Origin of the sequence: Pseudomonas sp. PSE1(2024), assembly GCF_050990555.1 — a bacterium.
Taxonomy (GTDB): domain Bacteria; phylum Pseudomonadota; class Gammaproteobacteria; order Pseudomonadales; family Pseudomonadaceae; genus Aquipseudomonas; species Aquipseudomonas aphyarum.
Genome location: NZ_CP158967.1, coordinates 2,268,366 through 2,284,276, shown reverse-complemented (window position 1 = coordinate 2,284,276; position 15,911 = coordinate 2,268,366). Strand labels below are relative to the sequence as shown.

The following is a 15,911-nucleotide window of genomic DNA, read 5'->3' as shown; positions in this document are numbered from 1 at the left end:
TTCACCCCAAGTAGCCGAGACGGACACGCAGCACGTTATTGGCGTCGTAGACCGAGACGTTCAGCGAGTTGATCACCAGCCGGCCCTGGCCGGGCACGATGCCGTTGATCTCCAGCGTTCCGTCTTTATTGAGAATCCAGCCTTGCACGCCGGCGATGTAGTTGGTCGAGCTGATGTAGCTGCCGATCTTGGCGTTGGTGATCGTGCCGTCAGCGATGAACGCCGAATTCATGAACACCTGTCCCCCTTGCACAGCGAACGGAACCGAGATCGCGCCGCCGGCAATCGTGTTGACGATGGCGAACCGATCAGCAGCCACCAGGAACTGGCTCTGGAAAACACCGTTCACGTTCTCGATGCCCAAACCGATGCCGGCCGCAACGTACTGCCCATTCGCAGTGACCGACATCTTCACCGACCACATCGTCTTGAGGTTGCCGTCCAGATCCGCGAATGCCTCGGCCGTTTCCTGAATGGCTGAGGTGTTGTCGCCAACCGTTGCGGTCAACTGCGTGATTTTGGTGGCGGTGGCTTCTTCATTGGTGGCGACCGTTTGTTCCAGCTCGGTGAGGTTTGCGGCGTTTTCACCCACTTCGGCATCGAGCGTGGTCACGCGCTGGGTCAGGGCACTGTTTTGCGTGGCCCGGACCTTCACCTCTTCGGCAAAGCTGGTCGTAGCATTCCACCCGCGCAGAGCATCCTGCGCGTCACCCTCGCCACTGTCATCGCGGTAGGACGCGCGCAGCGCCTGAAACGAAGTCGCCTGCGCCGTGACCACGCCGTCGAGCTCGGTGATGTCGGAAGTATTGGTAGCGACCTGCTGAGCAAGCCCGTTCGCCGTCTGCACGGTTTGCCCGACATCAAGCCAGTACGTCGGGTTCGGCGGTGGTGTGTCGAGCGGCACAGTGCCGATCGCCTGATAGATCCGCTTGCCCACCACGACCTGGTCATATTCCTCGTAGGTCTCCTGCGGGTCGTAACCCTTGAGCGCATCCAGCGCATCGATCTGCGCCTGCAACCCCGGGATCTTGTCGATTTCGTCAAGGATGTCCGGACCCAGTTCGGTGCGACCGATTTCGCCGGCGATCATTTCCAGAATCGCCGCCGCGTCAGAGCTCGACTGGCCTTGCACGCCGATGCCAATCGGATACCACGGCCCGATGTTGCCGATCTTGTCGACGATCCGCCCCCAGAAGTAGAACGTCACGCCAGCGCGCAGGCCGAGCATGGAAAAATCGCTCTGTGGGTACGCCAGGTCGGTCAGTTTTGTCGCGGCCTCAAGGTCTGTGGTCTGGCTGTACCAGATTTCCGTCCTTTGGCTATCCTCGGCGCCGGCAGGGAAACCCCATTTCAAGTAGATCCCGAACAGCAGCGGCGTCGCCGTCAGGTAACTGAGCGCCGGCGGCAGACCCTGCTTGCCACTGAGGTTGGTCAGGATCGAGTTGCGCCAGATCGATGTGATATCGAACGCGCTGACCGCTCGGACACGGGCCACGTAGGCACCGGCGTAAATCCCGACCACGTCCACGTTGGTCATGCCGGTGCGCTGGAGCTTGATCCAGTTGCCACTGTCCTTGCGCCATTCCACGTCATAGCCGACAGCGCCCGGAACGGCTGGCCAACTGATGGTCATGGTGGCTACCGCCAGGCCTTGAACGACCGACGAGGTCGATACCAGTGTCACGCTAGCCGGAGCCGGAACCACCGTGATCGGGATTACGCTGATTGGCCGCTCCTCCAGGCGGGCACCGGTGTCGATGTAGGCGAACTTGCTCGGGTCGTACTGGAGCGCGCTGATTTCAAAGTCGCCCTCGGTGGTGCGCTTAGTGCGCAACACGCGGTACAGCGGAATCGCCAGGTCGTTGGCATCCAGTGCCCATTGCAGCTGCGCGATCGGCGGCTCGCTGTAGTTCGTGGTGACCGTCACGGCGCGGCCGTTTACGCTTTGCACGGTCCGGCCTTCGGCACGACCGCCTGGCAGGTTGATGATCAACCGATCACCGGCCTTGGCCAGGGTGTCACGGTCGAGCGTCACCACGCGGCCGGACGCCGTCGAGATCCGTCCACCAACCTCCCGCCCAGCCAGCAGCGAGTCCGCCACCGGGATGATGTGACCTGGCAACGGGATCACGCCTTCCATGCCTGTCTTGAACGACACGGTGCGGTCTTGGTTGTTGCTGAGGATCGCCCACTTGCCCCGGCGCTGGGCCTCGGACGCGCGGGTGCAGCCAATCGCGCTTAGCTCGGTCGGCCGATCGCCGTAGCGACGCTGCAGCTCGAGGTCGGCAAACGGAATGACGTCAGTGTCGTAGTTGTTCGCCGGGTTGTCGTAGCTGACCAGCGCTCGCGTGTACCGAGTTTTCGCCGACGCGCTGCCGTACGAGAACTTCCCGTCGATGACGTTGGCCCGGGTGAAGACGTAGTCGAAGTCCTGCGCGCGCGGCATGTCGGCCTGCATCACCAACTGCCCCTGCGCCCAGTACGTCATGCCCCGGTAAATCGCGGAGATGTCGCGCAGCAACGACCAGGCATCGGCCTTACCCTGCAAGTTCATGTCACACAGGAAGCGAGGCTCCAATCCGCCCAGCCCGTTCGGCACCATCTGGTCGCAGTACTGGGCAATCCGGTACAGCTCCCACTTGTCGACCATAAATGGCTTGATGCGCTTGCCCAGACCGAACATTTCGTTCGTGCAGATGCCGTAGGTGATCCACGCCGGGTTGTTGGTCCAGGCCGACTTCATCGAGCCGTCCCACGTTCCGGTGTAGGTGCGCAGGATCGGGTCATAGTTGCTCGGCACCATCCAGCGCCGGGCCTTGCACTTCACGGTCACGGCCGGAATGTTGGTGAACTGCTCAGCATCGAACTCGATGTAGAGCAGCGCGGTATTCGGGTAGCGCAGCTTGGCGTCGATCACCTCGGTGTAACCGGCCACCAGCATGGTGTCGGCGATCTTGTTGCTGTTCTGGTTAGGCGTCAGGCGGCGCACGCGGATCTGCCAGCCGGTGGTGGCGTCCGGCAGATCGATGCGACGCGAGCGCTCGTAGCGCGTGGTGGTCTTGCCGTCGACCGCGTCCACCAGCACCTGCTGGTAGGCGCCGCCGTCGGTGGCCACGTCGATGGCGTATTCGATCCGGTAGCCGCCGACATTGCCCTGGTCGTCTGCCCGCTGCAGCGCCGGCCAGGCCAGACGCATCCGCACGGCTGACAGTTGGGTGTTGGTGATCGAGCGCACCCACGGTGCATCACTGCGCAGCTCGACGTTCAGCGACGTCTCGTTTTCAACGGCTGGAATGCCCGGGATGTACGACTGGTTCACCGAACCCGGGCGCCAGTCCCACTTCACACCCGGGAAGTTGTAATTGCCGCTGGCATCACGAATCGGCGTGTTGTCCAGGTAGATGTCGTATTCAGTCGGTACGCCGTCAAACTCGCCCTCACCCACGGCGATCAGCAGCTTGGCCAGGTTGGTCGAGCGCAGGCTGTCGCTGGCTTCGACCGGCGACTTCGGCTTGCTGCTGCCGCCCTTCTCGCCGTGGATTTCTATCTGTTCCGCTGCGCCCATGCTTTCCTCCAGGCATAAAAAAACCCGCTCGATGGCGGGTTCTCGTGTATCTGATACTTTTATGGGGATTCGGCAATCTCAAATTGCCGGCGGATCTCAGCGAGCTCCTCGTTGCTGACCTTTACCTCAAGGCCCTTCCACGGCAGGTCTATTTTTCGACTGCCCTTAAACACGCAAGGAGGAATGGTTTCCAAGTTCAACGACCAGCCAGGCATCTGAAGTTCCTCGCCGTCTGCCGTAACAAGTCGCACGCCGTAAGCCATTTGATTACCTCCGAAAATTTTCCTGAGCATATCCTAGTGTACGGCCGGGTAAATTACGCTTTGTCTTCAGCCAGGATAGAGGCCGAAATGATCATCCCGCCCCACCGGCGATCGCCGATGCAGATCGGGACCGGGTTGCCGCTGGCCGTGGTGTTCTTGGCGCTGCCGAAGGCGTAGGACGGGGCGTTCTCGGGGGAGGCGCTCTGTTTCAGGCCATTCGCTTGAGGGCTCAGAAGTTGCACCACACCGCCGATAGTCAAACCAACACCAGCTGAAAACAGACTTGGTCCAGCACCACCCGCAAAAAATGAGGCAGCGATCAGCACTACCCCGATAATGGTTTGAAGAACACCAGCACGCTTGCTGCCAGAGATGACCGGGACAATGCGGATTTCTTGTGTGCCGCCCAAGGCAAAGTCTTTCTCACCGACATTCTGTCGATTTCGGAAGATAGCGAATCGCATGCCCCGGCGGTCTAGATTTCTGATCGCGTCTTCAAACCCATCGATTGTGCACTTCAAGGCCTTGAACGCTTCACCAACGGACTTGCTTTCCAGCTCTCGGTAATGCACCCGCCCGAAACTCTTTGCCAAAGGCCCGGACAACAAAATAGTTGTCATAGAATTCAAGCTTGCTGTTGCCGCCACGGGCTTTCTCCTGACGAAAAAAAACCGCCAACTGGCGGTTCTATAGATTTGAATTTGTCACAGACATTCGCGTACAGCAGCCTCAATCTCGCCGCGCCCCCACATCTTCGACCATGGCATACGCTGATACAGAGAGACCTTGCTGCCGGCGCCGGTGCTTGTCACTTCAAGCACCTCATCAGTCATCATGTCGGTGGCCACTACAAGGCGATAACCGTTCTCTGTTTCGGACATAGTGGAAGTTGAACGCTGATCCTGCCAACGAGGGAAGACGCAAAGAGCGTACTTTTTCGCCGACTTATTCGTCGAAGCAGTAATGGTTGGATCGTTCTTTTTGATATCGCCCGGCGATGAACACCCCGCCAATAGCGCTAACGCCATCGCTCCTACGATCAATTTCATGCAGGTCACTCCTGTGGAAATGACCCACCATATCACTGCGCGTCCTTGTGGCGCAGCACCAGGCGCGTGCGATCAAGCCACGGGCCACCGAAAACGATAACCTCAGATGGCCTGCCGTACAGGTGGTGCAGCAAGAACGGGCCGGGACCGAACGTCGCGGCATCCTCGCCGGGGAGTGCCGGATCGGCGCCGAGGAAGATCCCGGCGTGGTTCGGGTAAACCGTCCGCCCCACTTCCATCACGATCATGTCGCCGCGCTGCGGCTGGTCGACCCGGTAGAAGCCGGCGGCTTCGTAGTTCGCTTCGTAAAGGCTGGTGTTGTCCTTGCTCTCCCACCAGCCCTCGGCGCGTTTGAAGGCTTCGAATTCCAACCCCCACTCGCGTTTGTACCAGTCGGCGCAGACCTGCCAGCAGTCCCAGGCTCCATGTACAAATGGACGCTTGAGCAGCGGCACCTCGCCGGTAGGCATGACGGTACGCAGGTCGCCCTCGGGCCAGCTCAGAATGTGCCACGGCAGCGCGGTCGCCTCGCACATGGCCAGGTCGCGCGGTGACGGGCGGCTGGTGGCGTCCGGATGCGAATGCACCACGCCGATCACATCGCCGATGTCCTCGGCAGCCGCGTACTCCTCCGGGTCGATTCGGAATTCCTCGTTCGGCTCGGTCGAGACGTTGCGGCACTGGTAATACTGCTGTTTGCGGCCCACCGCCAGCAGCAGCCCGCAGCACTCTTTCGGATACTCGGCCGCCGCGTGCGACTGGATCGCGTTGAGAATGTGTTTGCGCATGTCAGCTCCGTGCGATCAGCGAAACGGCCGGGAAGCCACCGAAGGGCAGCGGGTTACCCTCGCCGAAGCGTGGGATGCAACCTTTGCCCAGGGTGGCGTCGCATTCGTCCAGTTCCGGGTTATCGGTGACGACGCCGTCCTTGGTCACGTACGGGCCGGTGTATCCACAGTTCGGCCCACGGTATCCGCCGGTGAGGCACCAGTGGCACAGCGTCGTAGCCTGCCGGCCGATGGACTCGTTACCGACGTCGCCCGGGCTGGCCAACTCCCAACTGACATTCTCCCCGTCCTCGTTCGTTTTCTGGTCGATGTACCAGACCTCGATCGTCTCCTGGGTCGGATCTGCCGTTGGGTTACCGGCCGGGAAGTTCGCCGCGTCCAGGTACGTGCCCAGCGTGTGGCGCATCGTCAGCTTGAACTCAAGCAGATCCTCGAACGCCAGGCAGAGCGCCGTGATGCGGCCGTTGACGTTGCCAACCGACAGCGTGGGCCGAACGGCCGTACCGTCCCCGTTCGCCTCGATGCCGTCGATCTGCATTGGCCAGGCGCCGTACTCGTTGTCCTGCCAGTAGATCGCCTTCGCGGGGAGCTGATCGGCATTGGCGCCGGCGGCGATCAACTCAGCCGCCGTGTACGGGATTGAATGCCCGTGGAAACGCAGAACATCCGCGCCGTAGTCCGTGCCGTCCAATTCAAAGAGCAGCACTTCGCTGCCAGGCTCAAGCACCTGGATGTCACTGATCAGCGGCATGATTGCCCCTTATGGAAGAAACGATTGCGTGAATGTTGTGGCGAGGGAGTACATCCCAGCACCGAGCGACGTGACCGCTGGAGCAGAAGCCCGGTAGAACGACAGATCCCCGAGCGGCGGCGTCCAGAAGAACGACTTGTGACCGGCGTGCCGATCAAGAAAATCCTTGATCTGAAGCGCGACCGCCTCCTTCACGACGAAGGTAAGCGGCCAGGCGTCTTGCCGATTATTTGGGCCGTCCCCGACCACCTGCTCGTAACCGTTGCCGAACTTTGATGATCGGGTTCGGTACTCGGGCGTACTGGTGGCCGATACGAACGGGCACCAACTGAACGTTTCAACGGCCATTTACAAGCCTCCAGATTTGCCCGCCGGGCTGGGTTTCTTTGGCGATTTCCTGCTGGGCACCGCGCCTTGCCACATCGGCATAGGCTTGCCCCAATGCCTGGGAGTCCTGCTGCGAAGTGCCGCCACCCTCGCTCTGAATTTGGAAGGACTGCTGAATGACGATCTGCCCAGGCGCAGCCGGTGCTGAAGATGAACCGCCAGACAGGCCGACATAACCACCGTCCGCATAGCCGCGCTTGTTCAGCCGCGTCAGGTATTCCTTCATCCCCGGCTGATCGACCACTTCCTTGCGGATAACAACCTCTCCGCCGTGCACGATGCCGGCCGGTTCGTATTTGCCGCCAGGTCCGGTATAGCCACCGTCGTCGAAGCCCTGCCAGTTCGACAGAACATCAGCCGAATAGCCGGCGGTCGTGCTGCCAGCCGAAGCAGCCGCACCTCCACCACTGCTGAATGCGGCACCAATCGCGCTACCGGCAATGCTGGAAAACACATTCGAGGCGGCCGATTGAAGGGCCATTTTCGCGATCATGCGAGCAAAGCTCTTGGCGACATCGCCAAAGCTCTGATCAGCGCCGAACGCCCAATCGACTGCGGCGTCGGTCAACCCGTCATACAGCGACGTGAACGCCGACTTCGCCTGACCCGCAACATCCCGGGCCTGATTGAGGTAGTTGTCGAACGCGGATGAGGCGCCCAACTGCCAGTCGCTGCGCGCCGCGTCTTCGTCCTCGTAGTACTTCGCCTGCATGGCGAGGCGCTGGTCGAGAGCCGACCGCAAGGACTGAGTTTCCTTGTCGTAGAGCTCGGTGCTGAACTGGTCTTTGTTGCTCTTGTTGTAGTCGGAGGTCAGCTTGTCGAGTTGCGACTGATACGACTGCTGAATGGCGCGCTGCTCCTGCAAGCGCTTACGCTGCTCGTCGCCCAGGCCGATCCCGGCCAGGTTGTTGTCGAGGCCCTGCTGCGCACTGGACAGCTGGCTTTTCAGGTTCTCATCGAACGCCGCCAGCTTGCGCCGGGTTTCCAGCCCTTTCTCACGCAGCGTGTTCTCGGTTTCGAGGGCGGCGTTTCGCTTGAGCTGTGCGGTGATCAGTTCCTGATTGGCCAGCAGCGACTGCTGCTCAGCAGTGAGGGTTTTCTTGCCCTTGATGTCGGCAAGCTGCTGCTCCCACTCGACCAGTTTTTTCGCGTTCGTGCCAAGGGTCTGGCTCGCTGCCGACTGGTCGCCGATCAGTGCGCTCTGCTGCTGAAGCACGGCGTATTGCTGTTTCGCCTGATCCAGCGCCTTGATACCGGCGTTTTCCTGGTACTTCGGCGTCTTGGCGGCCTTCGGATCCTTGTATTTCTCGTTGATGGCGGCGATGTCTTTCGCCTGCTGATCCGCAGAGATCAGCAGCGAGTTGTCACCTTTGGCTTTGGCCTGGGTAACTCGACGCTCCACCAGCAACCGGTAATCAGCCAGTTCACGCTCACGCTTTACCGAATTGCTCTCGGTTTCCTTGCGGAGTTTGTCCAGCTTGAGCTGGTCATCCAGCGCCGCCTGCTGTTGCTGCTGGGCGTACCCTTTGGCGGCGGCCCGACGATCCTGCTCGGCCTTGAGCAGCAGCTTTTCGGTTTTCTCCCGCTCGAGCGCTTCCGTGCGAAAGCTGTCATCGGGTGTCAGATTGCCGAACGGATCCGCCGGCTTTCCTCTGGCGTTGCGCTTGTTGCGCGAGGCCGCGTTCTCGGCGATAGCGTTCAGTTGCTCGTCGAGCTTGGCGATCTGCTGGTCGAGAGTTTCCTCGCGGCCAACGTTCAGCGCCGCATCCCACGCACCCTTGGCGGCGCTCTTGACCGCTCCCCAGCTCGCCTCGAGGTAGCCGAGATTCTGCTTGATGGACGTGGATGTCCGATTCAGACCGTCCTCATAGGTTGCGGTCGCCAGCGCGGCCGCTTCCTGAGTCCTACCCTGCTCCTGCAACGACTTGATGTTTTCGTACGTGGTCGCCGTCAGGAAGTTCATCGACTCGTTGAGTTTCAGAATCTCCGCGACCGGGTCCTTGGCGATCTTCTCGAAGTTCTCGACCGTTTTACTGGCCGCAATCCCGGTCGCCGATTCGAACTTGATGGCGGCCTCGGCGATGGACTCGAAAGCCGCTACCGGAATCCGGGTAGTCGCCGCCAGCTGCGCCAGTACCTCGGACGCCTTGCCGACCGTGCCACTCACACCCGAAACCTGACGCGCCATCGACGCCAAACCGTTCGCGGTGGTGCCGGCCGTATTGCCCGTCATCGCCAGCGAGGTATTGAACGCGGTGGCTTCGTCGGAACCCTGCTTGTAAGCCAGGGCCAGCACTGCCGCCGCAGCCGCCGCGACCGTGAACGGGTTCACCAGACCCAGCACGTAGCCGCCGAGGGCTTTTGCCGCCGGCACCACGCCGCCGAACATGTCCTTGAGTTGGCCACCCTGCTGGAGGAACACCGTCAAAGGATTCTGACCGGCCTGCAACGAAACGGCGATGTCGGTGAACTGAGCCGGCACGCCGCGCAGGTTGTTTGCGTACTGCTTGGCGGTCTGGCCGTTCTTGGCCATCACCCGGTCTACCTTCTCGACCGCGTCGCGCTGTTCCTTCAGCTTGTTGAGGTACAGGGTGAAGTCGGCATTGTCGAGTCGACCAGCCGCGCGATGCTTGCGCAGCTGTTCTTCCATTTTGTCGAGGCGGCCATAGGCCCCGATCACCGGGTCAATCTGGCCGACCAGCTTGTCGAGCTGGCCAGCCTGATAGGCCGCTTCCTTGGTGGCCGACTTCAGCGCACGCTGGGCACGGTCCATACCCTTCTCAAAGCCGCCGGTGTTGGCCACCAGATCGACCGTCAGTTGGCCAAGTGAATCAACCGCCATAAATCACCTCTTGACCGACTGCAATAGCCTGAACAGATCCTGCGCTGACGCCTCCGTCTCTTCGACGACCTCGCCGCGTTTCGGCAGGAAATCATCGAAGTTGGCTTTGCCGCCGTGCAGGTTATTCAGGATCGTGGCGAGCATTGCGAAACCATGCTCAATGCGCAGCCCCATGTTCAAAGAACCGGTCTGTTTGGCGTAACGCATCCAGTCCAGAGCTTCGACATAGGTCAGTTTTTGCTTGGCTTCCGCGATTGTGCGGCCGCCGATCCCCGCGAGGACGAGCTCGTGCCAGAACTCTTCCTCGGGCTCGATTTTTTTTCGAGGGTTCCCTCCGGCACCTTATTGACCTCGCCGATCGCAGCGAGCAGCACAATGGTCAGCTGCGCACACAGTGGTCCGTGGCCAGTCTCTGCACCGCCCACAATATCGGCGACGGTGAATACCGGATTGTCGTCCTTGTCGAGGATGCAGGACGCAATCTGCTGTGCGGCGACGTCTGCTCCCTTGTTTTCAGCGTCCCAGCGCCGGGTCACGGATATGAACGACTCATGGGCGACGTACACCGTGGCTTTTTGCAACTGGCCGCCGGAGTGCCACTGAATGTCTTTTTTCACCGACGGGGCGGCGAAAGCGCCGGCGGCGGCCAGCGCTGCGATACTCAGATCCATGGGGCTTCCTTATGGAGTGATGACTTTCGGGACGAACACCGGATCGCCGGACACCTGGATGCCGACGGTGGACTTCACAACGTCGTTCAGCGCGAAGCTGAACGGGAAGCTGTTCATGTACCCCTCGAAGGTGATCCAGGTGCGGGTCGTCGGCAGGTTAAAGTCGACACCGGCATCGATCACCGCGCTTGCCGCAGCACCGGTGCCAGCGCCGCCAGTGAACGCCACGGTCGGAGTCGAGGTGTAACCGCTGCCAGGGTTGGTGATGGTCAGCCCGGTGACCTCGCCGCCAGAAACAGTTGCGGTAGCGGTCGCGCCGGTACCGCCACCGCCAGTCAGTCCGACAGTAGGGGCCGTGGTGTAGCCGCTGCCTGGATTGGTGACCGCCAGCGCCGTCACCGAGCCTGGCTGGCTGATGGTTGGTGGAATGCCCACCAATTCGCCGTTGCTGTTCAGCACTCGGCCGTCAGACCAGCCGATCGCCCACAGCAGCTTGGTGCCGGCGGTCTTCAGTTGGTGCAGGCGAACGTGCGCCGGCGACTGCGGGTCGATGTTCAGGCCGAACGACGCAGATCCTGGCTCAGCCAGACCGGCCTCATACTCCCGTGCACTGGAGTTCATGCAGGTCGTTTCGATCTGCGCAATGCTGGTGTCGATCCCGTCCAGGGAGGTGAAGCAGCCAACCACCAACAGGGTGTTGTTGGCTGGGTCAATGGCATAGAGGTCCGTGCCTTGGGTCTTGATGGTCAATTTAAACTCCCCGATTTCCTTCGAAATCACTTGTGAGCGGGCATAAAAAAACCCACCGAAGTGGGTCGTTCTTTCAGGTTCCGCCTACTGGCTCACAAGCCAGGCGACGTCGAAGCCTTTGCGGTAGTTGTGCGTGTCCTTGTCCTTGGCGTCGACGCCAAAACCGGTGATGTACGCGTGCTGCGCGATCGCGTTGCGCATCGCCATCACAACAGAAGCGGCGGCTGACGCCGTATCGGCGTACACGTCCACCTGCAGGCCGTAGCGATCCGTATCCGGCACGCCGTTGACGTAGTTGATCGGCGATCCACTGACGACTTGCCAGACCGCGTATGGCTTGGCTGTGCCTTCCGGCGCCTCGCCGTGCGGGTAAAGCCGCGTCGGGTTGGTGCCGAGCAGTGCAGTGACCGGCGGCGAGGCTGCGCAAACTGTGAAAATGGGTGCAGTCATCAGTTCACCCCCAACTTGATCAGCTGGTACTTCGCCGAGCTGAGGAATTCCTTGAAAAGCGCCTCGCGGTTGTTGGCCAGGGCCGGTCGGAGAAACGGTTTTGCCCGGTTCTTCTCGGTGCCCAGTTCAACCCACCACCAGTAAAACGTGTTGCCGCCCTTCTGCCCGCGCTTGCGCATGCGCACGCCCACGGAAATGACCACGGCGCCGACTTCCTCGCCGATCGCTTTGCGCTCGATCATGGCCAGGTTGGCTGGAATGAAGTTCGAGGTTTCTGGGTCGTCGATCCGCGCGGCGCGGTCCTTCGCATCGAGCAGAACGATGTCCATTGCGTCCTTGGCCGCCGGCAACACCACCTTGCGGCGCATTTCCTCGGTCAATCCTTTGAACTTGGCGGACAGATCGTCAGCTCCTTTGAGGCTATACGTGACCCAATCAACCATCACTCACCCCCGAGGTCACCAGAAGCGTCAGATACTCCTTGCGAGAGTTAGCGTCAGCCAGTGGAGGCCCGACGATTCCGCAAATGGTGCCGTCATCCAGCACAACACGCATTGCAGCGGTAATGCCTTCGCGACGGCGAATGACTACCCGGCTTTTCGCCTCGGACTGGCCGGCCTGGGCGGCGATGAAGTCACGCGCGCTCAAATCCTCAACCGAGGCCCAAACTTTGGCGAACTCGACCCATTGATCAGTCAACTGCTCACCGGTTTGCGGGTCTTGGCTCGTAACCTTGTGCTGGATTTGTACCCGATGCTTGAGTTTACCGGCCTGCATTAGAAGCGCTTCCTGTACCAAAGCAGCCGTTCGACTGCGAGAGGGACGGCAGAAGCCGCACCGCCTACTACCACCGCTTCGCGGTTCGCGTACCAGTGCCCAACCATCAGCAAAATTGCCTGCTCAACGTCCCGGGTGAGTCCCATTTCGTCAGGTTCAGTCGGATCTGTTTCCACCAGCTTCCGGTCGCAGTGCTGTTCTACGTGCGCCTTGGCTGCTTCGAGGTAGCCACCGATCAACGCGTCTTCTTCGTCGCTGTCGACTCGCAGATGCAACTTCACGGTGGTCATGTCGAGCATTTACTTGGCCTCTTTTGGCGCTGCCGGCTTACTTTCTTTTGGTTTCGCAACTTTCGGCTTTCCGTTGGTATCGAGCTCAACGGCCAAGCCTTTGCCGAGCAGCACGTGGGCGTACTCATCATCGACGTCTTCGAACTCCTGCCCACTTTTCACCTGCGGCGATCCGGCGCCCAGTAGTTCGGCGTTACCTACAAAACCCCACAGAGCTTTGATTTTCATGTTGCCTCCAAAAGCAAAAAGGCCGGCAAATGGCCGGCCTTGAAGGGTGATTTTGAATTACGGCGCGATGGGGAACTGGCCCTTGACCAGTGCTTCCTTGCGGCGAACGCCCAACCCCAGACGCTCTTCAGCAAGAAGAGCGATCTGGTTCTTGATGAACATGTCGTTGATCAGGCCCATCTTGAACAGGTAGGTCATGCGGTCGAACAGAATGGCAGCACGGGCAAAGTTGGCGATCAGGAACTCACCGCCGGTGTCGGCATCGCCTTCATCCATGCTGTCGGAGGTGATGACCGGACGCCCCCACAGAACTGGGGTCACCAAGCCTTGCAGGTTGGCGAACAGATAGCGGTTTTCACCGTCTTTCTGCAGTTCGATGTTCATCCAGTCCAGCTCGCTCATCACGACGCCATCGGCCGACAGCTTGGACTGTTTGCGCACCTGGTAGATGCCACGACGCACGATGTCGATCGAGGTATCGCCGGCCTTGGTCAGGGCGGCGTCGTAGATGGTAGCTTGGGTCATCAAACCATTCAGGTTCTCGCCAGTGCCATCACCCTTCAGGATCTGGTTTTCTTCTTCCAGCTTCAGGTCGTAGCGCAGCAGCTCCTGGATGTAGCCCTGCATTTGCGGGACATCGTCCAACGCTTCTTCGGTGACCGGCATCCACACCGCAATTTTTTTCACGCGATCGGTGGCGGCTTCGAAGGTCACATTGCTGGTTGGCTTGGTACCGCCCTCTGCCACCGGAGCTGCGCCGCGAGTGTGCAGCAGTTCTCGGAAGTAGGTGTACTGCTGTCCAGTGACCGGGATCGCGGTGAGCAGATCACGAATGCGCAGCTCCTGACGAATGCCCGGCTGAATGACAGGGTCGTAGATCGGCGCGACGATACCGGCGCTGGTGACCTTCACTTCCTTCATGCTTGCCAGGTCGGATTTGGTGACTTCGATCTCGGCTCGGTTCGCCGATTTTTGGGTGAGAGCCTTGTAAGCGTCGTCACCCTTGATCATGTCGATGAAGGACTTGCCTTCGCCCGGAACGCCACGCAGCTTGACGCCCTTCTGCTCCAGGTCTTGAACCTGATCGATGACCTTTTGCAACTCGCCCTTCTGGTCTTCGATTTTCTTCTTCAGGTCACCAGTGACCTGGTTGCCTTTCTGGACCTCGTCCATCGCGGCGTCGTACTTCTTCTGCAGCTCGCCGAAACCGTTTTTCAGTTGCAGCTCGAGGGAATCCTTGATGTCTTTAACTTCGCTCATGGCGATACTCCGAAATGATGGGTGAACAGTGTGGAAATGTCTTTCAGCTCATCCACGATCGCCGTGGCCTCGCTCCCGCCATCACGGCGGAGCGCGGTATAGCCGAGCGAAGCGACCGCCGCCGCTTCCTTCTGCGAGAGCCCCACGCGTTCGCGCAGGGCCTTTTCGAAAAGCCTGATGTCCGACTTCACGCTGAGGACTTGGGCCTCGGGGTTCATGCCGAACGGGACGAAGGAGGCCTCCCAGAGTTCGGCCTCCTTGATGAGGCGAACACGCCGGCCGGCGCGGTCCTCGAAATCTGCCTTGATTGTGTTGAAACCGATCGACATGCTGTCGAGGATTTCTGCTTTCATCAGTTCGTACGCATCGCGGGCGTAGCTGACGTTGAGGTTGACCCGCCCTTTAAGCAGAAGACCGTGATCGTCCTGTTTGTAGTCGGCTGCGCCAACCAGTCGAGTCAGGTCGTGATAGAGGGCGAGTTTGAGCTTGCCGCCGCGAGTCGCCTTAACCCGGGTGAACGCACCCGGCAAGATCACGTCATCGCCCAGGTCTACGTTGTTGAAAACCGCCGCGTAGCCCTCGAAGTTACCGGCTTCGTCAACGGACTTGAGCTCAAACGGAACTTCAAGATTTGACATTCTTCTCCATCTCCCACCGGGTGACCCGGTTGTATTCGGCGCCTTCCAGGGGAGGCAGGTTTTCCTTTACGCGGACTTCGTTGATGGTCATCCATCCAGATCCGCCTGAACCTCCAAGCGCGCTGCCGTAGTACGTAGCGCGGCCAGCACTATCAGCACGCAGCAGACCCTCGACGGTGAACTCAGAGAAGCGCGATTTGACCCGGTAGAGCTTGTCGTTGAACTCGTCCTCCACCGCGTCGACGTAGGGTTTGAGTCCGAAAGTAATGAACCCGGTGAGCTGCTGCTCCAGGTTCGAGCCCATGATTGAAGTTTTGCCGGCGCGGTTGGCCAGCCATAGCGGCACCCCGTAGATGCCGGCTATTGACTCTTCCTGGAACTGCTGAGACTCGATGAACTGGGCATCCTTCTGGCTGATACCCGCTGGAACGATTTTTGGGTTGCCCTGCAGGATGGCCATTTTTCCAATGTCGTCGACGTCGGCCTTACGCACATCGGGAAACTTCTCCATCACCTGGGCCTGCTGGGCCTTGGTCAGGAATTGCTCATAAATCACGTAGCCGCCAGTGAAACCACCCTTGCGCATGAACCGCGCCGACCATTGCTGGCCAGCCTTGGCCAGGCCCATGGTTTCAGCCTGGTGCTCAATAGGAGAAAGGCCGATGATTCCGTCCAGGCTAAACAGCTTGAAGTGGAGCATGTGCTCAGGAGACACCGGGTAAGGGTCTCCATCGCTTGGAGTCACCCAGTAGATGAGGTCGTCTTCAGTGTCGATCTTGACGGTCCGACCATCCAGCGGCACCAAGCCAATCGGGTCTCCGTTCCTGTTGCGCTCGATCAAGGCGAACGCATTGCCGCGCAGTGCCATATTTACGACCACGAACTTCAGAAAGTTCAGCATGGTCATGTAGGGATTTGGCTTTCTCAGCAGCTTGAGCATCCGATCATTGCTGTCGACAAGCGATCGCCCTCCCTGCTTGTCCTCATACAGCTTGAGCGGCAGGCCGCTAAGCGATTCGGAGAGGATCTTGACGCATGACCAGACCATGCTGATCGACAGCGCCGTTTTCGTGGTGACCTTTACACCCGACTTGGTGCGCTTGCCCCCGACCTCAAGATCGACCTCGACATAGTCGCCCGTCACCGGATCGGTATAGCCGAAGAAGCCCCAAGTCGCGGGGTTGTACCATTTGAATGCCATG

The 15,911-nt window shown here is 60.1% G+C and carries 19 protein-coding genes; all 19 read right to left on the bottom strand.

Annotation, left to right across the window (positions count from 1 at the left end):
• Position 1 precedes the first annotated feature (1 nt).
• Positions 2–3,565: a phage tail protein gene (locus tag ABTV87_RS10315; RefSeq protein WP_433899421.1), complete on the bottom strand. Its 3,564-nt coding sequence runs from the start codon at positions 3,563–3,565 to the stop codon at positions 2–4.
• 59 nt (positions 3,566–3,624) lie between these two features.
• The gene (locus ABTV87_RS10310; protein WP_433899420.1) at positions 3,625–3,828 is read right to left on the bottom strand and encodes a hypothetical protein; all 204 of its coding nucleotides are present in this window, start codon (positions 3,826–3,828) and stop codon (positions 3,625–3,627) included.
• A gap of 53 nt (positions 3,829–3,881) precedes the next feature.
• Positions 3,882–4,475 (bottom strand): tail assembly protein, encoded by a 594-nt coding sequence (locus ABTV87_RS10305; RefSeq protein WP_433899419.1) that lies wholly within the window; start codon positions 4,473–4,475, stop codon positions 3,882–3,884.
• 57 nt (positions 4,476–4,532) lie between these two features.
• Positions 4,533–4,877 carry a hypothetical protein gene (locus ABTV87_RS10300; RefSeq protein ID WP_433899418.1) on the bottom strand — a complete coding sequence of 115 codons (345 nt, stop codon included), beginning with the start codon at positions 4,875–4,877 and terminating at the stop codon, positions 4,533–4,535.
• A 32-nt stretch (positions 4,878–4,909) separates the two neighbouring features.
• The gene (locus ABTV87_RS10295; protein WP_433899417.1) at positions 4,910–5,665 is read right to left on the bottom strand and encodes a C40 family peptidase; all 756 of its coding nucleotides are present in this window, start codon (positions 5,663–5,665) and stop codon (positions 4,910–4,912) included.
• A 1-nt stretch (position 5,666) separates the two neighbouring features.
• Complete coding sequence (locus ABTV87_RS10290) at positions 5,667–6,416, bottom strand: phage minor tail protein L (protein WP_433899416.1); 750 nt, start codon at positions 6,414–6,416, stop codon at positions 5,667–5,669.
• A gap of 9 nt (positions 6,417–6,425) precedes the next feature.
• On the bottom strand, positions 6,426–6,764 hold the full coding sequence (locus tag ABTV87_RS10285) for a phage tail protein (RefSeq protein WP_433899415.1): 339 nt from the start codon (positions 6,762–6,764) through the stop codon (positions 6,426–6,428).
• Positions 6,754–9,645 (bottom strand): phage tail tape measure protein, encoded by a 2,892-nt coding sequence (locus tag ABTV87_RS10280; protein WP_433899414.1) that lies wholly within the window; start codon positions 9,643–9,645, stop codon positions 6,754–6,756. Before ABTV87_RS10280 ends, ABTV87_RS10285 begins: the two co-directional genes overlap by 11 nt.
• Before the next feature lie 3 nt (positions 9,646–9,648).
• Positions 9,649–9,852: a phage tail assembly protein T gene (locus tag ABTV87_RS10275; protein ID WP_433899413.1), complete on the bottom strand. Its 204-nt coding sequence runs from the start codon at positions 9,850–9,852 to the stop codon at positions 9,649–9,651.
• A 23-nt stretch (positions 9,853–9,875) separates the two neighbouring features.
• Positions 9,876–10,316 carry a phage tail assembly chaperone family protein, TAC gene (locus ABTV87_RS10270; protein ID WP_433899412.1) on the bottom strand — a complete coding sequence of 147 codons (441 nt, stop codon included), beginning with the start codon at positions 10,314–10,316 and terminating at the stop codon, positions 9,876–9,878.
• A 9-nt stretch (positions 10,317–10,325) separates the two neighbouring features.
• Entirely contained in the window at positions 10,326–11,066 is a 741-nt protein-coding gene (locus ABTV87_RS10265) for a phage tail tube protein (protein ID WP_433899411.1), read from the bottom strand.
• Between the two features lie 84 nt (positions 11,067–11,150).
• The gene (locus ABTV87_RS10260; RefSeq protein ID WP_433899410.1) at positions 11,151–11,516 is read right to left on the bottom strand and encodes a DUF3168 domain-containing protein; all 366 of its coding nucleotides are present in this window, start codon (positions 11,514–11,516) and stop codon (positions 11,151–11,153) included.
• On the bottom strand, positions 11,516–11,959 hold the full coding sequence (locus tag ABTV87_RS10255) for an HK97-gp10 family putative phage morphogenesis protein (RefSeq protein ID WP_433899409.1): 444 nt from the start codon (positions 11,957–11,959) through the stop codon (positions 11,516–11,518). Before ABTV87_RS10255 ends, ABTV87_RS10260 begins: the two co-directional genes overlap by 1 nt.
• The gene (locus ABTV87_RS10250) at positions 11,952–12,293 is read right to left on the bottom strand and encodes a phage head closure protein (RefSeq protein WP_433899408.1); all 342 of its coding nucleotides are present in this window, start codon (positions 12,291–12,293) and stop codon (positions 11,952–11,954) included. The genes ABTV87_RS10255 and ABTV87_RS10250 overlap by 8 nt, the downstream gene beginning before the upstream one ends.
• Positions 12,293–12,592: a head-tail connector protein gene (locus ABTV87_RS10245; RefSeq protein WP_433899407.1), complete on the bottom strand. Its 300-nt coding sequence runs from the start codon at positions 12,590–12,592 to the stop codon at positions 12,293–12,295. Before ABTV87_RS10245 ends, ABTV87_RS10250 begins: the two co-directional genes overlap by 1 nt.
• A complete protein-coding gene (locus ABTV87_RS10240; protein WP_433899406.1) occupies positions 12,593–12,811 on the bottom strand; it encodes a hypothetical protein in 219 nt (72 codons plus the stop codon).
• A gap of 57 nt (positions 12,812–12,868) precedes the next feature.
• Positions 12,869–14,071: a phage major capsid protein gene (locus tag ABTV87_RS10235; RefSeq protein WP_433899405.1), complete on the bottom strand. Its 1,203-nt coding sequence runs from the start codon at positions 14,069–14,071 to the stop codon at positions 12,869–12,871.
• Positions 14,068–14,709 (bottom strand): HK97 family phage prohead protease, encoded by a 642-nt coding sequence (locus ABTV87_RS10230; RefSeq protein WP_433899404.1) that lies wholly within the window; start codon positions 14,707–14,709, stop codon positions 14,068–14,070. Before ABTV87_RS10230 ends, ABTV87_RS10235 begins: the two co-directional genes overlap by 4 nt.
• Positions 14,696–15,910, bottom strand: coding sequence for a phage portal protein (locus tag ABTV87_RS10225; RefSeq protein ID WP_433899403.1), 1,215 nt, complete (start codon positions 15,908–15,910; stop codon positions 14,696–14,698). Before ABTV87_RS10225 ends, ABTV87_RS10230 begins: the two co-directional genes overlap by 14 nt.
• Between the last annotated feature and the right edge of the window lies 1 nt (position 15,911).